8 protein-coding genes are annotated in these 21,068 nt (G+C 69.9%); 3 read left to right on the top strand and 5 right to left on the bottom strand.

What is annotated here, in order from left to right:
* Nucleotide 1 precedes the first annotated feature (1 nt).
* The 3 genes from EJO71_RS24295 to EJO71_RS24305 are packed head-to-tail and all read right to left on the bottom strand — an operon-like array spanning nucleotide 2 to nucleotide 4,733.
* On the bottom strand, nucleotides 2-1,057 hold the full coding sequence (locus EJO71_RS24295) for a 2-oxoacid:ferredoxin oxidoreductase subunit beta (RefSeq protein WP_125951019.1): 1,056 nt from the start codon (nucleotides 1,055-1,057) through the stop codon (nucleotides 2-4).
* Nucleotides 1,054-2,925, bottom strand: coding sequence for a 2-oxoacid:acceptor oxidoreductase subunit alpha (locus EJO71_RS24300; protein WP_125951018.1), 1,872 nt, complete (start codon nucleotides 2,923-2,925; stop codon nucleotides 1,054-1,056). Before EJO71_RS24300 ends, EJO71_RS24295 begins: the two co-directional genes overlap by 4 nt.
* Nucleotides 2,922-4,733, bottom strand: coding sequence for an FAD-dependent oxidoreductase (locus EJO71_RS24305; RefSeq protein WP_125951017.1), 1,812 nt, complete (start codon nucleotides 4,731-4,733; stop codon nucleotides 2,922-2,924). Before EJO71_RS24305 ends, EJO71_RS24300 begins: the two co-directional genes overlap by 4 nt.
* 288 nt (nucleotides 4,734-5,021) lie before the next feature.
* Between EJO71_RS24305 and EJO71_RS24310 the strand changes: the two genes are divergently transcribed.
* The gene (locus EJO71_RS24310) at nucleotides 5,022-5,246 is read left to right on the top strand and encodes a hypothetical protein (RefSeq protein ID WP_240651493.1); all 225 of its coding nucleotides are present in this window, start codon (nucleotides 5,022-5,024) and stop codon (nucleotides 5,244-5,246) included.
* Nucleotides 5,247-5,267: 21 nt separating this feature from the next.
* Here EJO71_RS24310 and EJO71_RS24315 read toward each other — a convergent pair whose 3' ends face one another.
* Nucleotides 5,268-7,607, bottom strand: coding sequence for an ATP-binding protein (locus tag EJO71_RS24315; protein ID WP_125951016.1), 2,340 nt, complete (start codon nucleotides 7,605-7,607; stop codon nucleotides 5,268-5,270).
* Nucleotides 7,608-7,625: 18 nt separating this feature from the next.
* Entirely contained in the window at nucleotides 7,626-8,459 is an 834-nt protein-coding gene (locus EJO71_RS24320; RefSeq protein ID WP_125951015.1) for a helix-turn-helix domain-containing protein, read from the bottom strand.
* 232 nt (nucleotides 8,460-8,691) lie between these two features.
* Between EJO71_RS24320 and EJO71_RS24325 the strand changes: the two genes are divergently transcribed.
* Together EJO71_RS24325 and EJO71_RS24330 are read left to right on the top strand one after the other, a co-directional pair.
* A complete protein-coding gene (locus EJO71_RS24325; protein ID WP_125951014.1) occupies nucleotides 8,692-16,743 on the top strand; it encodes an SdrD B-like domain-containing protein in 8,052 nt (2,683 codons plus the stop codon).
* A complete protein-coding gene (locus EJO71_RS24330) occupies nucleotides 16,740-21,056 on the top strand; it encodes an OmpA family protein (protein ID WP_125951013.1) in 4,317 nt (1,438 codons plus the stop codon). The genes EJO71_RS24325 and EJO71_RS24330 overlap by 4 nt, the downstream gene beginning before the upstream one ends.
* Nucleotides 21,057-21,068: the final 12 nt, after the last annotated feature.

Consider the following 21,068-nt stretch of genomic DNA (forward strand, 5'->3'; position numbering starts at 1 on the left):
CTCAGCGCAAGGAGGCGTTGAGCCGCTCCAGCGCCTGGGCGCCGGGGCACAGCTGTTCCGGCCCCAGTGCGTTGAGCGGCCGGTCGCAGGTGTTGAGTGCCGTGTGCAGGTCGGTGGCCAGCGGGTCGACGTAGAGCAGCCCGGTCACCACCTCGCCCATTTCATGATGCCGCTGCATGTAGGCCATGGCGGCGAAGCGGTCGCCGGGGTCGTAGTCGGGGTGCAGGCTGCGCAGGCGCAGCAGCGTGCCGTCGTGCTGGCGCACTTCCATCACCTCGCCCGGCTCCATGTCGATGGCGATTTCCTCCCGCCCGCTGATGAAGTCGATGCGGCTCACCGCCTCGTTGTGCTCGCGGATGTAGTCGTAGCTCTTGGTGCTGCCCGGGTGGTTGTTGAAGGCCACACAGGGGCTGATGACGTCGATAAAGGCCGAGCCGCCGTGGCTGATCGCCCCCTTTATCAGTGGAACAAGTTGCGCCTTGTTACCCGAGAAGCCTCGCCCCACGTAGCTGGCGCCGAGCTGCAGCGCCATGGCCACCAGGTCGACCGGGCTGTCGGTGTTGACCACGCCCTTCTTGCTCTTCGAGCCCTGGTCGGCCGTTGCCGAGAACTGGCCCTTGGTGAGGCCGTAGACGCCGTTGTTCTCCACGATGTAGGCCATGCGCACACCGCGCCGCATGGCGTGGGCGAACTGGCCCAGGCCGATGGAGGCCGAGTCTCCGTCACCGGAAACGCCCAGGTACAGCAGGTCGCGATTGGCCAGGTTGGCGCCGGTCAGCACGCTGGGCATGCGGCCGTGCACAGTGTTGAAGCCATGCGATGCGCCGAGGAAGTAGTCCGGCGTCTTCGAGCTGCAGCCGATGCCCGAGAGCTTGGCCACGCGGTGCGGCTCGATGTCCAGCTCCCAGCAGGCCTCGATGATGGAGGCGGAGATCGAGTCGTGCCCGCAGCCTGCGCACAGCGTGGAGATCTTGCCCTCGTAGTCGCGCCGCGTGTAGCCGACCTTGTTGGTGGCCAGCGTCGGGTGCCGCAGCCTGGGCTTGGCTAGGTAGGTCATGCGGACTCCTTCGACTTGCGAATCTTCGGAATCTGCGCCTCGATCGCCTGGACGATGAAGCGCGCGGTGATGGGCGTGCCGTCGAAGTGCAGCACCCGCACCAGCTTCGCCGGATCGGCGTCCAGCTCGTTGACGAGCAGGCTGCGCATCTGGGCATCGCGGTTCTGCTCCACCACGAACACCTGCGAATGCTGCGCGAGGAACTGCACCACGCTGTCGGGAAACGGAAAGGCCCGCAGCCGCAGCGCGTCGAGATGGATGCCCCGCTCTTCCAGCGACTGCAGCGCCTCGTGCATCGACGGGCTCGTCGATCCGAAATAGATCACGCCCAGCTCGGTCTTCTTCGCTGCTGGCCGCAGCACCGGCTGCGGCACCAGCGTGGCTGCCGTCGCGAACTTCTTCAGCAGCCGCTCCATGTTGTAGATGTAGTCCGGTCCGCGCTCGGAGTACCGGGCATAGGCGTCGCGCGTCGTGCCGCGCGTGAAGTAGCTGCCCTTGGTAGGGTGCGTGCCCGGCAGCGTGCGCCAGGGAATGCCGTCGCCATCCACGTCCTTGTAGCGGCCGAAGTCGCGGCCGGCCTCCAGCTCTTCGGCGCTCATGACCTTGCCACGGTCGTAGGCCTTGCTGTCGTCCCACTCGAAGGGTTCGCACAGGCGCTGATTCATGCCGATGTCCAGGTCGGTCATCACGAACACGGGCGTCTGCAGGCGGTCGGCCAGGTCCAGCGCCGCGGCCGAGTGCTCGAAGCATTCGTGCGGGTCTTCGGGAAACAGCAGCACATGCTTGGTGTCGCCGTGCGAGGCATAGGCGCAACAAAGTATGTCGGCCTGCTGCGTGCGCGTGGGCATGCCAGTGGAAGGGCCGCCGCGCTGCACGTTGATGAGCGTGACGGGAATCTCCGCGAAGTAGGCCAGGCCGATGAACTCCGTCATCAGCGAGATGCCCGGGCCAGACGTCGCGGTGAAAGCCCGCGCGCCGTTCCAGCCCGCGCCGACCACGACGCCGATCGATGCAAGCTCGTCCTCGGCCTGTACGATGGCGAAGCGGTGCTGGCCGGTGGCCGGGTCCACGCGAAACTTGGTGCAGTACTTCTGGAAGGCCTCCGCCACCGAGGACGACGGCGTGATCGGGTACCACGCGGCAACGGTGGCGCCGCCATACACGCAGCCCAGCGCCGCAGCGCTGTTGCCGTCCACGAAAATCCTGTTGCCCACGCGGTCGGCACGCCGCACGCGCAGCCCCACGGGCTCGCGCAGGTTCTCCCTCGCGAAGTCGCAGCCCAGGTGCAGCGCCTGCACGTTGGAAGCCAGCAGTTTTTCCTTGCCCTTGTACTGCTCGGAGAACAGCTTCTCGACCACCTCCGGCTCGATGCCCAGCAGGATCGCCAGCGCCCCCACGTAGACGATGTTCTTGAACAGCTGCCGCTGGCGCGGGTCCTGGTAGACGGCGTTGCAGATTTCGGTGAGCGGCATGCCGATCACGCGGATGTCGTCTCTGAACTTCGACGGCGGCAGCGGCCGCGTGCTGTCGTAGAAGAGATAGCCGCCCGGCTCCAGCTCCGCGATGTCGGCGTCCCAGGTCTGCGGGTTCATTGCCACCATCATGTCGGTGCCGCCGCGCCGCCCGAGGTGGCCGTCCTCGGTCACGCGCACCTCGTACCAGGTCGGCAAGCCCTGGATGTTGCTGGGAAAGATGTTGCGCGGGCTCACCGGCACGCCCATGCGCAGGATGGCCTTGGCGAACAACTCGTTGGCCGAGGCCGAGCCCGAGCCGTTGACGTTGGCGAACTTGATGACGAAGTCGTTGACCGCCTCGATGCGGGGAACGCCTCCCGCGCTAGCGCCCCTGGGCGGCATCACGGCGCTCATTGAACGACCTCCTGGCCCTGCTCCTGTCCGGCGAGCGTCATCTTCAGCAAGAACTTCTGCATGTCCCAGGCCCCCGTGGGGCAGCGCTCGGCGCACAGGCCGCAGTGCAGGCAGACGTCCTCGTCCTTGACCATCACGCGGCCCGTCTTGAGGCCGCCCGACACGTACAGGTCCTGCGCGAGGTTCAGCGCCGGCGCCTTCAGGCGCGAGCGCAGCCCCTCCTCCTCGCCGTTGTCGACGAAGTTGATGCAGTCCATCGGGCAGATGTCCACGCAGGCATCGCATTCGATGCAGGCGGGTTCGTTGAAGACGGTCTGCACGTCGCAGTTCAGGCAGCGCTCGGCCTCCTTGAAGGCAGTGGCGGCGTCGAAGCCCAGTTCAACCTCCACGCGGATGCTGGCCAGCGCCGTCTCGGCCTTGGCCCACGGCACCTTGTAGCGCAGGTCGTTGGAGGTGTCGTTGTCGTAGCTCCACTCGTGGATGCCCATCTTCTGCGACACCAGGTTGGTCATGGGGGCCGGGCGCACGTCGATCGGCTCCGCGCGCAGCAGCCTGTCGATGGACACCGCCGCCTCGTGGCCGTGGGCCACGGCCGTGATGATGTTCTTGGGTCCGAAGGCCGCATCGCCGCCGAAGAACACGTTGGGCACCGTCGACTGGAAGGTGTTCGCGTCGAGCGCCGGCAGGCCCCACTTGTCGAAGTCGATGCCGCAGTCGCGCTCGATCCACGGGAACGCGTTTTCCTGGCCCACCGCCACCAGCACTTCGTCGCATTCGAAATACGCGTCGGGCTCGCCGGTGGGCGCCAGCGTGCGGCGGCCCTTGTCGTCGTACTCTGCACGGACGATCTCGAAGCGCATGCCCACGAGCTTGCCGTCCTCGTGCACGAAGGCCTTCGGCACGTGGAAGTTGATGATCGGAATGCCCTCGTGCTGGGCGTCTTCCTTCTCCCAGGGCGAGGCCTTCATCTCGTCGAAGCCGCTGCGCACGATGACCTTCACGTCGGTGCCGCCCAGGCGGCGTGCCGAGCGGCAGCAGTCCATGGCCGTGTTGCCGCCGCCCAGCACGATCACGCGCCTGCCGATGCTGCTGACGTGGCCGAAGGAAACGGAGTTCAGCCAGTCGATGCCGATGTGGATGCCGGCAGCCGCTTCCTGGCGGCCAGGAATGTCCAGGTCGCGCCCGCGCGGCGCACCGCAGCCGACGAAGATCGCGTCCCAGCCCTGCCCGATCAGCGCGCTCATCGAGTCGATGCGCTCGCCGCCGCGAAACTCCACGCCCAGGTCAAGCACGTAGCCCGTCTCCTCGTCGATCACCGACTCCGGCAGCCGGAAGCGCGGGATCTGCGTGCGGATGAAGCCACCGGCCTTGGCCTCGCCGTCGAACACCGTCACCTCGTAGCCCAGCGGTGCCAGGTCGCGCGCGACGGTGAGCGAGGCCGGCCCCGCGCCCACGCAGGCGATGCGCTTGCCGTTCCTCGGCTCCAGCTTCGGCATGCGCGCGCGCACGTCTTCCTTCATGTCGGCAGCCACGCGCTTGAGCCTGCAGATGGCCACCGGCTCCGGCGCCTCGGTATTGCTTTCTTCCACGCGCCCGCGCCGGCAGGCCGGCTCGCAAGGCCGGTCGCAGGTGCGCCCGAGGATGCCGGGGAAGACGTTGGAGGCCCAGTTGATCATGTAGGCGTCGCCATAGCGACGCTGCGCGATCATTCGTATGTACTCGGGGACGGGGGTGTGCGCCGGGCAGGCGTACTGGCAATCGACGACCTTGTGGAAATAGGCCGGGTTGGCAATGTTCGTTCGCTGCAACACGTGTCTCCTGGCTGTCGCCCGGAACCCCGGAAGGGGCCGACGAGTGGCTTGTTGTGCCGCCAGTATGCGCCGCGGTGGCGAAGAGACGGGCTTGGTGGAATCCCGCAGCAGGCCGGGCCGGGCCCGGATTTTCTGCAGCCAAACGACTGACATTCCGCAGGAACTGCCGGCACAACGCCAACACGACGAGGGGATGACCGAAGCCATCTGCGCCGGGAGGGCGATTCACCCACGCCGCACCCGAGGCGCTCACAATCCGCAGTGGTTACCCCACGGGACGACACCATGAGCGTATTGCACATGTTTCTACCGGTATGCGAGCCGGCGCGCAGCGAAGCGCTGGCCCAGTTGCGCAGAACGCACCACCTGCCCCGCCACCTCGTCAAGGGCATCGCGCTGAAGCACCACGTCGAGAGCGAGCCGGCAGTTCCAGCCGACGCATCGCAGGTGCAGCAGCAGGCACAGGCGCTACCGCAGCAGGAATCGCAGGCACCGGCTTCGCCTGAATAGTCGCGGCGGCCGCGACAACGATCACTGGCTCGCGTTGGGCGTTGCGCGCGCGAGCAGCCGGATGTGCTCGAAGTCGAGCAGGTCCAGTGCGTGCCGCACCGCTTCGACCAGCGCCGAATGGCGCGCATCGGCCGCGAGCCGGTCGGCCCATTCGTGCAGGTCGCTCCAGCGGCCGTCGCGCGCGAGCGTTTCGAGTTCGTCGCGTACCGCCGCGGGCAGCGGCGCGATCGCCGGAACCGGCATGCGAGCCGGCCTGCGCACTGGCAGGGGCATGGGCGACATCAGGCGTGGCGGCTGCGGCTTCACGACGAATGGCACCAGTTCCTTCGGAGCCTCCTTCACGATCACCGAGAAGCGCACGCGCGTGCCCAGGTTGCGGCGGCTCTCCAGCTGCAGGCGTCCGCCCATGTGCTGCACGATGCGCCGCGCGATCGCCAGGCCGAGCCCGTGGCCGTTCGAGCTGGGCGCGCCCTGCCCGAAGGCCTGCGCGATGCGCGCCTGGTCTTCCTGGTCGATGCCGATGCCGCTGTCCCACACGTCGAACTCGAGCCGCCACGAAGCCTCGCGCGGCCGCGCCTGCGCGCGCAGGCCGATCTTGCCGTCGCGCGTGAACTTGGCGGCGTTCGACAGCAGGTTGAGCAGCAACTGCTGGAAGCGCTTGCTGTCCAGATACACGGCCGTCGGCAGCGCGCCCAGAACGTCGAGCTCGAACCGGTTGTGCTGGCGCTGCGCGAGCGTGTCGGCGTACTGCGCGATGTCGTCGATCAGCGCGCGCAGGTGCACCGGGCGCGGCTCGAAGGCAAAGGGAAGCAGTTCGCTCTTCGCGTAGTCGAGCAGGTCGTCGATCAGCGCGAGCTGGTAGGCCACGCTGCGCTCGATGGCCTGCAGCCGCTCGGGTGGCGGCGCGCCGTCGCCGTGCAGCAGGCGCGCGTTGCCGATGATGGTCGACAGCGGCGCGCGCAGGTCGTGGCTGATGTAGGCCAGCAGTTGGGTCTGCTCGCGCGCCTGGTGCTCGGCCTGTTCCAGCGCGGCGTTCAGCGCATGCGTCTTGCGCTCCACCTCTTCCTGTAGCCGCTGCTGCTCTTCCGCCTGCCAGTGCACCAGCGTGCGCTGCGCGACATGCCGCTGGCGCGACAGGTGATGCGCCCACGCGGCCAGCGCCACCAGGCCGACCAGCATGCCCGGGAAGCCCAGCGCATAGGCGTCGAAGCCGGGAATCACGTGCGCCGGCATCGCGAGTTCGGTGAGCCGCAGGCACACGCCGACGGCAACGATGCTCATCACCGGAAAAGCCAGCTTGCCGCCCGGCCCCGCGCGCCGCATGTAGATGAAGGTGCTGACGGTCAGCGCGAGCACCACCACCGGCGCGCTCAGCGTGCCGGCCTGCGCGAAAGGCGCGTACGGCCCCAGCAGCGTGCCCAGCACCACGACACCTTGCACCAGCGCAAGCGCCGCGAGCAAAGGCAGCCCGGGTACGCGCACCGGGCCGCGCCGCGACACCGCGTACAGATAGAAGATCAGCGACAGCACGCAACAGCCCGCGGTGACGCCGGCCGCGCGGTAGCTCCATTCGATGCTGTCGGGCCACAGCGCGAGCCGCGCGTGGCCGCGGTATGTGCCCTCGTAGAGCGCCACGAGCGCGAAGCCCATGCTCTGCAGCGCCAGCGCGAGATGGCGCGAGATGACCCACAGCGACAGCGAATACACCGCAAGCACCAGCAGCCCGCCGATCAGCAGGCCGTCGAGCAGCGCATGGGAGCTCTCGTACTTGCGCCAGGCATCCGCCGAATACAGCGCCGGCGCGAGCTTGACGCTGCTGTGCGACTGCACCCGCACCAGCACGCGCGCCTGCTCGCCGGGCTGCAGGTCGAGAGCGAGCATCGGCACGCGCTCGCGGTCCCGCACGGAGTTCGATCGCACCGATACGCCGGCCTGCTGGTGCGTCCATGTGGCCCAGCCCGCCAGTTCGCGGCGCGCGTGGAAATCCACGCGCTGCAGCCAGGTGGCGTCGAGCACCAGCCGCAGCGGCAGGATCTCGCTGCTGTCGTTCAGCAGGGTCAGCCGCAGCCAGAAGGCCGAGCTCGAGAAGCCCTGCCGCATGCGCGCCGGGGTGCCGGGCTGGAAGCCGCCGGGCACGCCGCTTTCCAGCGCATCGATCTCGTCGAGCGACATCCGCGCGCCGGTGTCCTCGAACAGCTCGACGCGCGTGTCCAGCGCCAGAGGCCAACGGGTCTCGTCGTCGACGTGCAGCAGCACATCCGCCCGTGCGGCGGAAAGCCCCGCCAGCCAGAAGACGGCGCACAGCACCAACAACGACAACAGCGGTGGCGTGCGAAAGCCGCGCAGGGCCCGGGTGGTCACCGCCTTCTCGGCACCGCGTCAGGCCGACGGCACCGACGGCGGCGCGGTCCGGTCGGCTGACGCCTGGCGAAACGCGGTCGGCGTGCTGCCGAAGCGCTCGCGGAACGCGGTCGAGAAGTTGGCGGCACCGGAGAAACCCACGGCCAGCGCCACTTCTTCCACGCTGAGCGCCGAGCCCGCGAGCAGACGCTGTGCCTCTGCCAGACGGACCTCGCGCGCGAACTCGAAAACCGTGCGGCCGGTCTGCTCGCGGAACACGCGCGACAGCCGCTTCTCGTGCGTGCCCACGCTCGCCGCCAGCGCGGGCAACGCCGGCACGTTCGCGAGATCGGCCCGCACCAGGCGTTCGACCGCCCGCGCCAGCACGAGATCGGCGTTGTCGGCGGGTTCTCCCCTGGCGTTCTCCAGCGCGCTCTCGGCCTGTTCGATGCAGGCCCGCGCCTGCTGCCGGCAGCCCGCCAGCGCAAGATGCACCGCCACGCGCGCCAGCACTTCCGCCGGCTCGAAGGGCTTGAGGATGTAGTCGACCGCGCCTTCGCGCAGGCCCCTGAGCCGCTCTTCCACCGAAGTCGACGAGGTCACGAAGATCACCGGGATGCGCACCGTGGCCCTGTCTGCCTTCAGCAGCCGGCAGGTCGCGAAGCCGTCGGTGGCGCCCATGCGCACATCGAGCAGCACCAGGTCGGGCTGCAGCGCGGTCGCCCGGCGGTAGCCCTCCAGGGCATCGAACGCCAGGCTGATGCGGTGCCCCGCCTCGCGCAACACGCCCAGCAGCAACTGCAGCTCTTCGATGTTGTCGTCGATGACGAGGATGTGCGCGCGCCGTGGCGGAGTGGTCGACCAGTAAGACATGGGCGTCGAGCGTAGGAGTGCGTGACCCAAACGCAGCGTGATTTAGTTCACATTTAGTTCACATTATGTTGCATTCGTAAACAAATGTCATCAATAGCAAAGCTTTCGTCCTGAATCGCAAAAGTGCCCCCGAGGGGGCCGCCAAAGAATCCCGCCCTTTCCGGAGCACCCGCCGCCTTCGCGGTGACACAAGAAACGGTGCCCGGCCATCAGAGCCATCACGAGGGACGGGATGTTCAGGACCCCATCGAATCTGTCGCACGCGCCGGCGCGCCGCGACGTGTCTTCCAACGCCGCGCGCCTGCGCCACTGCCTGAGGCGCATCGCCGCGCCTCTTGCGGCACTGCTGTTCGCAACCGCCGCGCATGCGGTGCCGCAGGTGTCGAGCCTTGTCCATTCACCCGACATCCTTCCCGCCGGCGGCACGGTGACGAGCACCGTCACCATCGCCGAGACCGACAGCCTGCCGATCGGCGCGCCGGGTGCGTCCTTCACGTACACGATCCCCGCCAACTCGGTCTACATGGGCACCGGCGCGGTCCCCGTGGGCACCTGTTCGGCCGACGTTCCCGTGGGCTCGGCCGGCTCCGGCACGCTGACCTGCTCCGGCATCACGCTCGCCGCCAACCAGTTGCGCAACTTCGAAGTGCTGCTGCGCACGGTCACGCAGGGCACGCTCAGCGTGACCGCCACGCCCAGCGGCGGCGGCTCCAGCGAGACGAAGACCATCACGGTGAACCAGGGCGCCGACATGGCGGTGACCATCAGCGCACCGGCCACCGCGCCGAGCGGCTCGACGGTGCCGATCGTGTTCACGGTCACCAACAACGGCCCCGACACGAGCACCGGCTCGACGCTGACCTATCCCATTCCCACCGGCCTGACGGTCTCGGGAAGCGGCCTGCCCTCGGGCTGCTCGATCAGCGGCAGCCTGCTGACCTGCAACGTGCCCGCCACGCCGGCCACCGCGGGCAGCAACACGCGCACCTTCAGCATCAACGGCGTGGTCACCGCCGGCGCGGGCTCGACCGTCACGCACCAGCCTGCAGTGGCGGCCGTGGGCGGTGTCGGCGACGGTGTCTCCACCAACAACAGCGCCACCGCCAACACCACCGTGACGGCTGGCTACGTGCTCGCGCTCACGAAGAGCCACGACGGCGGCCAGCTGCTGGTCGGCCAGCACTTCAACTTCCGGCTGAGCCCGCGCTTCAGCGGCAGCCCGCCCACCGGCGTGACGCTGAGCGACACGATCCCCGCCAACTTCGCGATCCAGTTGCCGGTCAACGCGGCCGCCGGCTGGACCTGCTCGGTGAGCGGCCAGACGGTGAACTGCACGCGCAGCGACATCGGCGGCAGCAACGGCGCCAACGTGGCGCTCGGCGACATCGTGGTGCCCGTCATCGCAATGACCGCCGGCACCGGTGTGGTCAACGAAGCCACCGTGAGCGCGACCGGCCCCATCGCCAATTCAGCCACCGGCAGCGTGCCGGCCGACGTGGTGGTTTCCGCCACCGACTTCCGCGCAGACAAGCGCCGCGGCTGGCCGCAGAACAACGTGCCGCTGGGCCAGGCCTTCGACTACCAGGTCGGCAGCACCAACCTCGGCAGCACGCGCCTGCTGGCGGGCAGCACGATCCAGCTGGTGGACGACCTGCCGGCCGGTGTGCAGATCAACAGCGTCACGCAGCGCGACGGCTACACCTGCACGGTGACCAAGGGCGGCGCCACCGTCGTCCCGACGCCCGCGACGCCGGTGCCCGGCCCCGCCACCGTGACCTGCACGCGCACGCTCGCCTCCGACATCAGCGTCGACCTGTCCGCCGGCAACAGCGCGCGCAACGGCGGCTACATCATCGTGAACGCCACCATCCCGGCGCTGCCCTCGGGCGGCGGCCAGATCGTCAACACCATGTGCGTGAACGTGGCGCTGCCCGCCGCCGCGCCCACGCTCGGCGCCGACCCCGACGCCAACACCGGCAACGACTGCGTGAGCCTCGGCACCGGCGTCGACGACGCAGCCACAGCCGCGGACGTGAAGGTGCTCAAGCGCGTCGTGGGCATCGGCGACAACGCCGGCAACCGCCAGGTCGCGGGCCAGAACATCACCTGGGAGCTCGAGGTGGTCAACGCCGGCCCCTCCGAAGCGCAGAACGTGGTCGTCACCGACGCCTTCGCGCAGGTGATCGGCGCGGGCAACGTCTCGCAGACGGCCAACGGCGGCACCTTCGCCGGCGCCTGCACGCTGCCGGCCAACGGCAGCGGCTTCGGACAAGCGTCGCTTTCCAGCTGCACTCTGTCGACGCTGCCGGTCTGCCGCGCAAGCACCGACCCCGCCAGCGCCTTGCCGCTGTGCCCGGTCATCCGGGTTGTCGTCAAGCACTACGGTGACGGCGCCTCGGCCACCGACCACGGCTTCCAGATCAACAACACGGCCAATGCGCTGGCGGCCACGCCGGCCGATCCGAACCTGGGCAACAACGACGGCAGCACCACCGCCTACCTGCTCGCGCGCACCGACGTGACGGTCACCAAGTCTGCGAGCCCCGCCTCGGTGCCGGTGGGCCAGCTGCTCACCTACACGCTCACGGCGCGCAACCAGAGCCTCGCGCAAGGCAGCCTCAGCCGGGCCTACGACGTGCATGTGGTCGACACGCTGCCGGCCAACCTGATGTTCATGTCAGCCGTCGCCTCGGGCGGCGGCAGCTGCACGACGCAGCCGAACACCACGCAGCCCACGGGCACCGGAGCCGCCAACAACCAGCTCGAGTGCGCCTGGACCTCGCTCGACCGCAACGTGCAGCAGACCGTCACGGTGCGCGCGCGTCCGCTGTACGTGCTCAACGGCTCCACGGTGACCAACACCGTGCAGGTCTCCACGGCCACGCCCGAGACCGACACCACGAACAACAGCGCCGCCGTGCCCGCGACGGTCACCGCGCCGGCGTACGACCTGGTCGTCACCAAGCGCGACGACGTCGACCCGGTGAACGTGGGCGACGACGTGGGCTACACCATCACGGTGTCGAACAACAGCGCCTCGACGGCGGAAGACGTGCGCATGGTCGACACGCTGCCGCTGCCCGGCCCCAGCGGCGAGGCACCGCCCACGCTGGTGTCCGTGACCGCCCCTGGCGGCACCAGCTTCGCGCTGGCCGGCGGCGCCGCCATCGGTTCGGCGGGCGGTCAGATCGTGTTCACCATCCCGACGCTGGGTGGTGCCGGCCCCACCTCCACAGGCGAGGCCAACACGCTGCAGTTCCGCGTGGTGCTGCGCGGCGTGTCGCGCGGCACCTTCCAGAACAACGCCAGGGTCGACTTCCTCGACGCCGCGCGCAACGCCTTCGACACCGTGCAGGGCAACAACGCGGTGGCCGAGAACACCACCTTCCGCTTCAAGGCCGACGTGCAGGTGGTCTCCAAGACTGCCGTCATGGCCGGCACCGCCACGCCGGTGACCACCGCGTCGTCGGCCGTGCCCTTCGACTGGCTCGTGCAGCTGCGCAACAACGGCCCCGACAGCGCCGAGACCACCAGCTTCACCGACACGCTGCCCGCATCGCTGGTGCTGGCCGGCCCGCCGGTGTTCACCGTGACCGGCGGCAGCTTCACGCCCGCCGCGCCCACCTGCACCGGCGTGGCCGGCGGCAGCGCCGTGAGCTGCGCCATCACGTCCATGCCGGCCAACGGCACGGCCACCGTGCGCATTCCGGTGCGCTTCAGCGGCGCGGCGCCGGCCAACGGCACCGTGCTCACCAACCGCGCGCACATCGTCACCACCGGCTCGGGCGACACCAACGGCGGCACCGATCCGAACGGCGGCAACAACTTCAACGACGGCAGCGTCACGGTGCAGAACAGCGCGCTCTCGGGCCGCGTGTACGAAGACCTGAACGGCAACGGCCTGATCGACAGCGGCGAGCCCGGCATCGCCGGCGTGACCATGCGCCTGAGCGGCACCGACAGCTCGGGCAACGCCATCACCCTCACGACCACCACCGACGCCAGCGGCAACTGGAGCTTCACCGTGCCCGCGGGCACCTACAACGTGGTGGAAGACCAGCCTGCCGCGTACCTGCCCGGCATCACGCGCGCGGGCACCGTCAGCGGCGCGGGCAGCACGGCCGGCACCGTGCCGCCGGGCACCGGCAACGGCCCGAACGGCTCCAACGCCAACCGCATCGACAACATCGTGCTCGGCACGGGCGGCACGTCCACGGCCAACAACTTCGGCGAAGTGCGCGCGGCCAGCCTGGCCGGCCGCGTCTACCAGGACGCCGACTACAGCGGCACCGCCAGCGCGGGCGACCCCGGCATCGCCGGCGTGACCGTCACCCTCACCGGCACCGACATGTATGGCAACCCGGTGTCGCTGACCACCACCACGGCGGCGAGCACCGGCAACTACGCCTTCAACAACCTCACGCCCGGCACCTATACGCTGACCGAGACGCAGCCGGCCGGCTTCGCCGACGGCAGCGACGCGGCCGGCACCGCCGGCGGCACCGCGGGCAACGACGTGGTGAGCGCCATCGCGCTGCGCTCCAACGTGACCGGCACCGGCTACGACTTCGGCGAGCTGCTCACCCGCATCACGACGCGCGTGTTCGTCGACGCCAACAACGACGGCATCCCGCAGGCCGGCGACACCGGCATCCCGAACGTCGAGCTGCGCCTGACGGGCACCGATGCCGCGGGCAACGCGGTGAACATCCTCGCGGTGGCCACCGGCACGCCCGGCGCCTACGAGTTCCGCAACGTGCCTCCCTCGGGCGCGGGCGGCTACACCATCACCGAGACCCAGCCAGCCAACTACGCGCCCGGCAAGGCCAACAACAACGGCAACCCCGGCACGCCGCAAGGCGGCGGCAACGTCATCACCGGCGTGACCGTCTCGGGCACCAGCGTGCCGACGACGCAGGGCGAGTACTGGTTCGGCGAACTGCTGCCCGGCGGCATCTCGGGCCGCGTGTACTACGACCGCGACGGCAACGGCGCACAGGGCGCGCCGGCCACCGAGCCGGGCCTGACGGGCGTGACCATCACGCTCACCGGCACCGACGTGAACGGCCAGCCGGTCTCGCGCACCACCACCACCGACGCCAGCGGCGACTACAGCTTCCCGAACCTCGCGCCCGGCAGCTACACCGTGACCGAGGCGCGGCCCGCGGGCTACCTGCCCGGCATCACGCGCGCCGGCAACGTCAGCGGCGCGGGCAGCACGCCCGGCTCGGTGCCCACCGGCGGCACCGGCGTGGCCAACGGCCCCAACGGCTCGAACGCCAACGTCATCCAGAACATCGTGCTCGGCGCGGCGGGCGCGGGCTCCACCGGCAACAACTTCTCGGCCGTGAAGCCCGCGAGCCTCTCGGGCTACGTGTACGCCGACGTGGCGCCTTCCAACGGCACCCGCGACAGCGGCGAGCCCGGTATCGCCGGCACCACCATCCGCGTGACCGGCACCGACTTCCAGGGCAACGCGGTCGACCGCACGGTGCAGACCGCCGCCGACGGCCGCTACCTGGTGGACGCGCTGACGCCCGGCACCTACCAGATCGACGAGACCCAACCCGCCGGCGTGGCCGACGGCCCCGAGTCGCTCGGCACCGTGGGCGGCGCGCCTCGCGGCACCGCCAACCCCGGCGGCACCAACGACCGCTTCGGCGGCCTCGCACTCGTGTCCGAAGACGCGGGCATCGACTACAACTTCGGCGAGCGCGGCGGGCAGATCGCCGGCTGGGTGTACGTCGACACCAACAACGACGGCATCCGCCAGCCCACCGAGGCCGGCATTCCGGGCGTGACGCTCACGCTCACCGGCCGCTCGGCCAGCGGCCTCGCGGTGAACGCAACAGTGGTCACCGACGCCAGCGGCCGCTACGTCTTCACCGGCCTGCTGCCGGCCGACGCTGCGGGCTACACGATCCGCGAGACGCAGCCCGTGACGTATGCCGACGGCCTCGACGCCGTGGGCACGGTCGAAGGCGCTGCCACCGGCACCCTGGGCAACGACGTCATCAGTGCCATCGCCTACCGCGGCGGCAACGGCGACAACTACAACTTCGGCGAACGCGGCGCATCGCTGGCGGGCACCGTCTACAACGACGCCAACCGCAACGGCAAGCGCGAGCCGCAGGACCTGCCGATCGCTGGCGTGACCATCACGCTCACCGGCACCGACGCCGCCGGCCAGCCGGTGACGCGCACCGCCGTCACCGACGCCAACGGCCGCTACGAGCTGCCCGGCCTGCCCCTGCCCGGCAGCGGCGGCTACACCGTGACCGAGACGCAGCCTACCGGCTACGACGAAGGCATCGCCATTCCCGGCACGCTGGGTGGCACCGCGCAGGGCCCGAACCAGATCCGCGTGAACTTCACCGGACTGGAAGCCCACGGCACCGGCTACGACTTCACCGAGCACAGCAGCCAGCCCGCATCGCTCACCGGCACCGTGTGGTTCGACCAAAACCACAACCGCAGCCGCGAATCGGGCGAAGGCCAGGGCGAAGGCTGGACCGTGGAGCTGCTGCGCTGCGCCGACGGCGGCAACGCCTGCGCGGAGAACGCAGCCACCGTGCTCTACACCGTGACCACCAACGCCGACGGCAGCTACCGCTTCGGCGACCTGGTGCCCGGCGAATACCGCGTGCGCTTCCGCTCGCCCGACGGCCGCGTGGTAGGCGGCGTGTGGCCGACCGACACCGCGCAGAACGGCGCGAACGGCCCCTACCCGACGCCCGCGGCGAGCGATCCGCGCTTCAGCATCAAGGTGCGCGTGAGTGCCGGCGCCAACATCCAGAAGCAGGACCTGCCCTACGACCCGGGCGGCGTGGTGTACGACAGCGTGAGCGGCACGCCCGTGCCCGGCGCCGTGGTGCGCATGGTCGGCCCGGCCGGCTTCGACCCCGAGCAGCACCTGCTCGACAAGCGCGACAGCTACACCACCGGCCCCAACGGCTACTACGACTTCTTTGTGCTGCCGGGCGCACCGGCAGGCGAGTACCGCCTCGTCATCACGCCGCCGGGCGCCTACCTGCCCTCGTCGATGTATCCGGCCGCGGCCGGCGCGCTGGGCACGCAGTCGTGCTCGGCGCCCGCCAACGGACCGGCACCCGCGCAGACCAACCCCTGCGTGGTGAGCCCCGGCGCGGCGCTGGTGCCGGGCGCTGGCTACTACCTGCTGTTCATGAAGCCGGCAGGCGGCGGCCAGCACGTGGTGGCCAACAACATCCCGCTGGACCCGTCGGACGCCACGCTCATCGAGCTGCGCAAGACCACTTCGAAGCTCAGCGTCAAGAAGGGCGAGCTGCTGCCCTACCGCATCACGGCGCGCAACACGCGCGGCACCGCCCTGCCGGGCGTGGCCGTGGTCGACACGCTGCCGCCGGGCTTCCGCTACATCCAGGGCTCGCTCACGGTGCGCACGCTGCCGGGCGGCGTGGCGCTGCCGGTGATCCCGCAGATCAACGGCCGCCAGATCGTGATGCCGGGCCAGAACTTCGCGCCCAACGAGACCAAGGAATACCTGATGGTCGCGGGCGTGGGGGTCGGCGTGGGCGAAGGCGAGTTCGTCAACCAGGTCATCGCCACGCAGGGCGTGGGCGGCCGCACGCTGTCGAACCTCGCCACCGCCAGCGTGCGCGTGGTGCCCGACGCCCTCTTCGACTGCACCGACGTGATCGGCAAGGTCTACGACGACAAAAACGCCAACGGCTACCAGGACGATGGCGAACCGGGCCTGGCCAACGTGCGCATAGCCACCGTCAACGGCGTGCTGGCCACCACCGACGCCGAGGGCCGTTACCACATCGCCTGCGCCGCCATTCCGAAGGAAGGCACCGGCAGCAACCTGGTGCTGAAGCTCGACGAGCGCACCCTGCCCTCGGGCTATCGCACCACCAGCGAGAACCCGGCCGCCGAGCGCGCCACGCGCGGCAAGGTGCTGAAGATCAACTTCGGCGCCACCGTGCACCGCGTGGTGCGCCTCGCGCTGCAGGGCGCGGCCTTCGACGACGGCGCCGCCACGCTGCGCGCCGGCTTCGCGGGCGAGATCGAGCGCACGGTGAACGTGCTGGCCGAGAAGACCTCGGTGCTGCGCCTGGCCTACAAGGCCGCGCCGGGCGAGCCCGCCTCGCTGGGCCGCGACCGCACCGACGCGGTGAAGACCGCTGTGCTCGCTCGCTGGAAGCAGCTCGGCGAGCAGCGCGCCTCGCGCAACGAGCCGCCGCTCTTCAACCTGGACATCGAGGTCGAGCTGGTGCCCGCATCAGGGGAGGCCAAGCCATGACGCGAGGAAGCACCACCGCCATGACCCGCCCCCAGACACCGAACCCGATCGAGCGAGCCGACATGAGAAGAAAGAAGAAGACGCTGCCGAAGCGCATGGCACTTGCAGGCGCCGTGACCGCCGCCTGCCTCAGCATGGGCCTGGCCGCCGCGCAGGAAACCGCCGTACGCGGCCGCATGCTCGACCGCGCCGCGGCCGACCCACGCGCGGTGGACATCGACGGCACGCGCCGCCTGCCGCGCAGCAGCGAGCGCGAGTTGCCCAAGGCCACATTCGTGCTCGGCGACGAGCGTGCAATGCCGGCGGCTGCAACCGTGTCTCCTGTTGCGGCACCCGCCGAACGCAGCGACGCCACCACGCCGCATTTCGACTCCGGCGCGGACGGTCTCTCCCCTGCCGACCGCGCGCAACTCGACCGCATCGCCGGCCAGGTGAAGGGCCGCGACGGCCTGCGCTTCGAGATCGTCGGCCACACCGACACGCAGGCGCTGAGCGCGAAGTCGCGCGAGCGCTTCGCCGACAACCACGCGCTGGGACTGGCCCGCGCGCAGCAGGCCGCGCGCTATCTCACGCAGCGCCTCGGCTTGCCGGAAGCGGCGGCCACCGCCACTTCGCGAGGCCCCGACGCACCCGTCGCCACACCCGCCACCGACCCCGCCAACTGGGCAGCCAACCGTCGCGTCGAGGTGCGCGCGTACTGGCGCGACGCGCCCGTTGCAGCCGCACCGGCTGCAGCACCAGTCGACCCCGGCGTGTGCCGCACCTTCACAGCCTTCGGCACCGACGACGCACCCCTGCGCCTGAGCGTGGACGGCCAGCTTCTGTCCGCAGACGGCAAGCTGCCTTCCACCGAGGGCGCGACCAGCGCCGACCGCCAGCGTTGCGTCGACGTGCAGCTCGAGCGCAACCAGCTGCGCCTGCAGTACGACAACCTCTCGCAGCCGCGCCGCCTGAGCGCCAGCGCCTGGCCCACCACCGTGGTGGCCGGCGACACGGTGCGCTTCGCGGGCTACAGCAACTACCTGCTCTTCACCTCGAAGGCCGAGCTGCGCGTGTACACCGCCAACGAGGCGATGCAGCGCCGCCAGGTCGCCACCGTGCCGCTGGACGCCGGCCTGCGCGGCGAATGGCATGTGCCCGACGGCCTGCTCAACCGCGTGGCCGAGGGCGCGACCGGCAAGCTCTACTACCGCGTGCGTGTGTACGACCGCCAGGGCCGCTTCGACGAGACCGACGACCTCTCGCTCACGCTGGTGCAGCGCCACAAGCCCGAGACCGGCACGCCGCCCGACCCGGTGCGCGAGCTGCTGCGCGGCTATGGCCAGAACAACATCGCCATCGCCAACATTCCGCTGAGCGCGGGCACCGTCACCGCCAGCGGCGCGGCCATCCGCCCCGGCGAGAGCGTGCGCGCACTGGGTTTCGCGGTGCCGGTGGACGAGAGCGGGCGCTTCGTGTTCCAGCAGCTGGTGCCGCGCCGCGTGCAGACCGGCGAGATCGCCGTCACCGACGCGCAGGGCGCCACGCGCGCCTATCGGCGCGACTTCGACCTGCCCACCAGCGACTGGTTCTTCGTGGGCCAGGCCGACCTCACCGTGGGCAGCAACAGCGTGAGCGGCCCGGCCGCGATCATGACCAACGACAAGAACCGCTACGGCGGTGGCGGCTGGAGCGAAGGCCGCATTGCCGGCTACGCCAAGGGCCAGCTCAACGACCGCTGGACGCTCACGGCCAGCGTCGACACGGAAGAGCGCCCGCTCAAGGAGCTGTTCCGCAACCTCGACCGCAAGGACCCGACCTCCCTCTTCCGCCGCTTCGACCCCGAGGACTCGTGGAGCACCTTCGGCGACGACTCCACCACCATCGAGGACGCGCCCACGCAGGGCCGCTTCTACCTGCGCGTGGACGACGGCCGCTCGCAGGCGATGTGGGGCAACTTCAAGCTCAACTTCGGCGACACCGAACTCACCCGCGTGAGCCGCGGCCTCTACGGCTTCCATGGCCGCTACCTGGGCGAGGAGTCGACTTCCTTCGGCGAGGCCCGCCTGAAGGTCGACGCCTACGCGGCCGAGCCCGGCACGCTGGCGGCGCGCGAAGAGTTCCGCGGCACCGGCGGCTCGCTCTACTACCTGCGCAACCAGGACATCACGCGAGGCGCCGAACGCGTGACGCTGGAAATCCGCGACAAGGACTCCGGCTTCGTGCTCAAGCGCACGCAGCTCGTGCCGAGCACCGACTACGAGATCGACTACCTGCAGGGCCGCGTGCTGCTGTCGGCGCCGCTGCCCAGCCTGTCGGACGACGGCTCGCTGGTACGCGCGGGCGGCTTCACCGGCATGCCGACCTACCTGGTGGTGGACTACGAATACACGCCGCTCACCACCTCGCTGAGCACCCTCGCCGTGGGCGGCCGCGTCTCGTGGTGGGCCAACGACCACGTCGGCGTGGGCGTGACCGCGTCGCGCCAGGACCAGATCGGCGGAGACCAGCGCCTGGCCGGCGTCGACCTCACGCTGCGCAAGACCGAGAACACCTACTTCAAGGGCGAGTTCGCGCGCAGCAAGGGGCCGGGCACCACGCAGCTCGACTCGATGGACGGCGGCTTCAGCTTCACCGGCCGCAACGGTTCGCTGATCAACGGCCTCGGGAATGGCCTGGGCAACGGCCCCACCGGCAACGCCAACGCCTGGCGCCTCGAAGGCCAGGCCGACCTGGGCGACTTCGACATCCGCGGCGGCGGACGCGTGAGCGCCTATGCGCAATCGCGCGACGCGGGCTTCTCCGCGCCGGGCCAGTACGCGAGCAACGCCACGCGCCAGGTCGGCGTGCAGGCCACCGTGCCCTTCGGCGAGAAGGCGGAGAACGGCGAGCTGCGCCTGAAGGCCGACCGCCGCGACGAGCGCAACGGCTACAACAGCAGCGTGCTCGACGCGCAGTACTCGCTGACCCTGTCACCCGAGTGGAAGCTGGGCCTCGGCATGCGCTACGACGACAAGACCGGCGATGCGCTCATCACCAGCCCTTCTCTGCCGACCACGCAGGCCGTGTCGGGCGAGCGCGCCGACGCGGCCGTGCAGCTCGAATACACCGGCGCCGACCGCTGGAGCGCCTACGGCTTCGCGCAGAAGACGCTGCGGCGCACCGGCACGCGGCTGGAGAACGACCGGCTGGGCTTCGGCGGACGCTACCGCGTCAACGACAAGCTGGCGCTGCGCGGCGAAGTCTCCACTGGCGATGGCGGTTTCGCCGGCAAGGCGGGCGTCGACTACCAGTACGACGACCGCTCCAGCCTCTACATGACCTACGTGTCCGACACCGGCCGCACCGACGAGAACCTTATCGGCCGCGGCGGCACGCTGGTGACCGGCGTGCGCTCGCGCGTGGGCGACGGCCTCACCATGTTCACCGAACACCGCCAGGCCACCGGCACGCAGCCGGGCCTCACCCACGCCTACGGCGTGCAGTACGCGCCCGACACGCGCTGGACCTTCGGCGTGAACTTCGAGAACGGCTGGGTCGGCGCCGAGACGCTGGGCGCCACGCGCCGCCAGGCGGTGGCCTTCACCAGCGGCTATTCGAGCGAACGCCTGAAGTACAGCGGCGGCCTCGAATACCGGAAAGACCGCACCACGGCCGAAACCCGCACCAGCTGGCTCGTGAAGAACTCCTTCAGCTGGAAGGTGGACGACGACTCGCGCTGGATCGGCAAGTTCAACTGGGCCGACAGCGACAGCACCACCGGCACGCTGGCCGCCGCCAAGTACACCGAGGCGATGCTGGGCTACGCACTGCGCCCGGCGCTGAACGACCGGCTCAACCTGCTCTTCAAGTACACCTACCTGTACGACCTCTCGTCGCCGGGCCAGGTGGTATCGGGCGGTGTCGACTCGAGCCTGGGCACCGTGTCGACCACCGGCATCGACTACCAGCAGCGCAGCCATGTGTTCGCCATCGACGCCACCTACGACATCGACCCGCGCTGGACCATTGGCGGCAAGTACGCCTGGCGCCTCGGCGAGCTGCGCGCGAGCCGCGACAGCTCTTCGCCGTGGTTCAAGAGCTCGGCCGAGCTCGCGGTCCTGCGCGTCGACTGGAAGCTGGTGCGCAACTGGGACTGGATGCTCGAATGGCGCACGCTGCGCGCGAAGGAACTCAAGGACCGCAAGAGCGGCTGGGTCACCGCCGCGTACTACCACGTCAACGAGAACCTGAAGGTGGGCATCGGCTACAACTTCACCGACTACTCCGACAACCTCACCGACATGAGCTACCGCAGCAAGGGCTGGTTCCTGAACGTGCTCGGCAAGTTCTGACGGGAGCGGACC

It is taken from the genome of Variovorax sp. 679 (assembly GCF_003952185.1).
Classification (GTDB): Bacteria; Pseudomonadota; Gammaproteobacteria; order Burkholderiales; family Burkholderiaceae_C; genus Variovorax.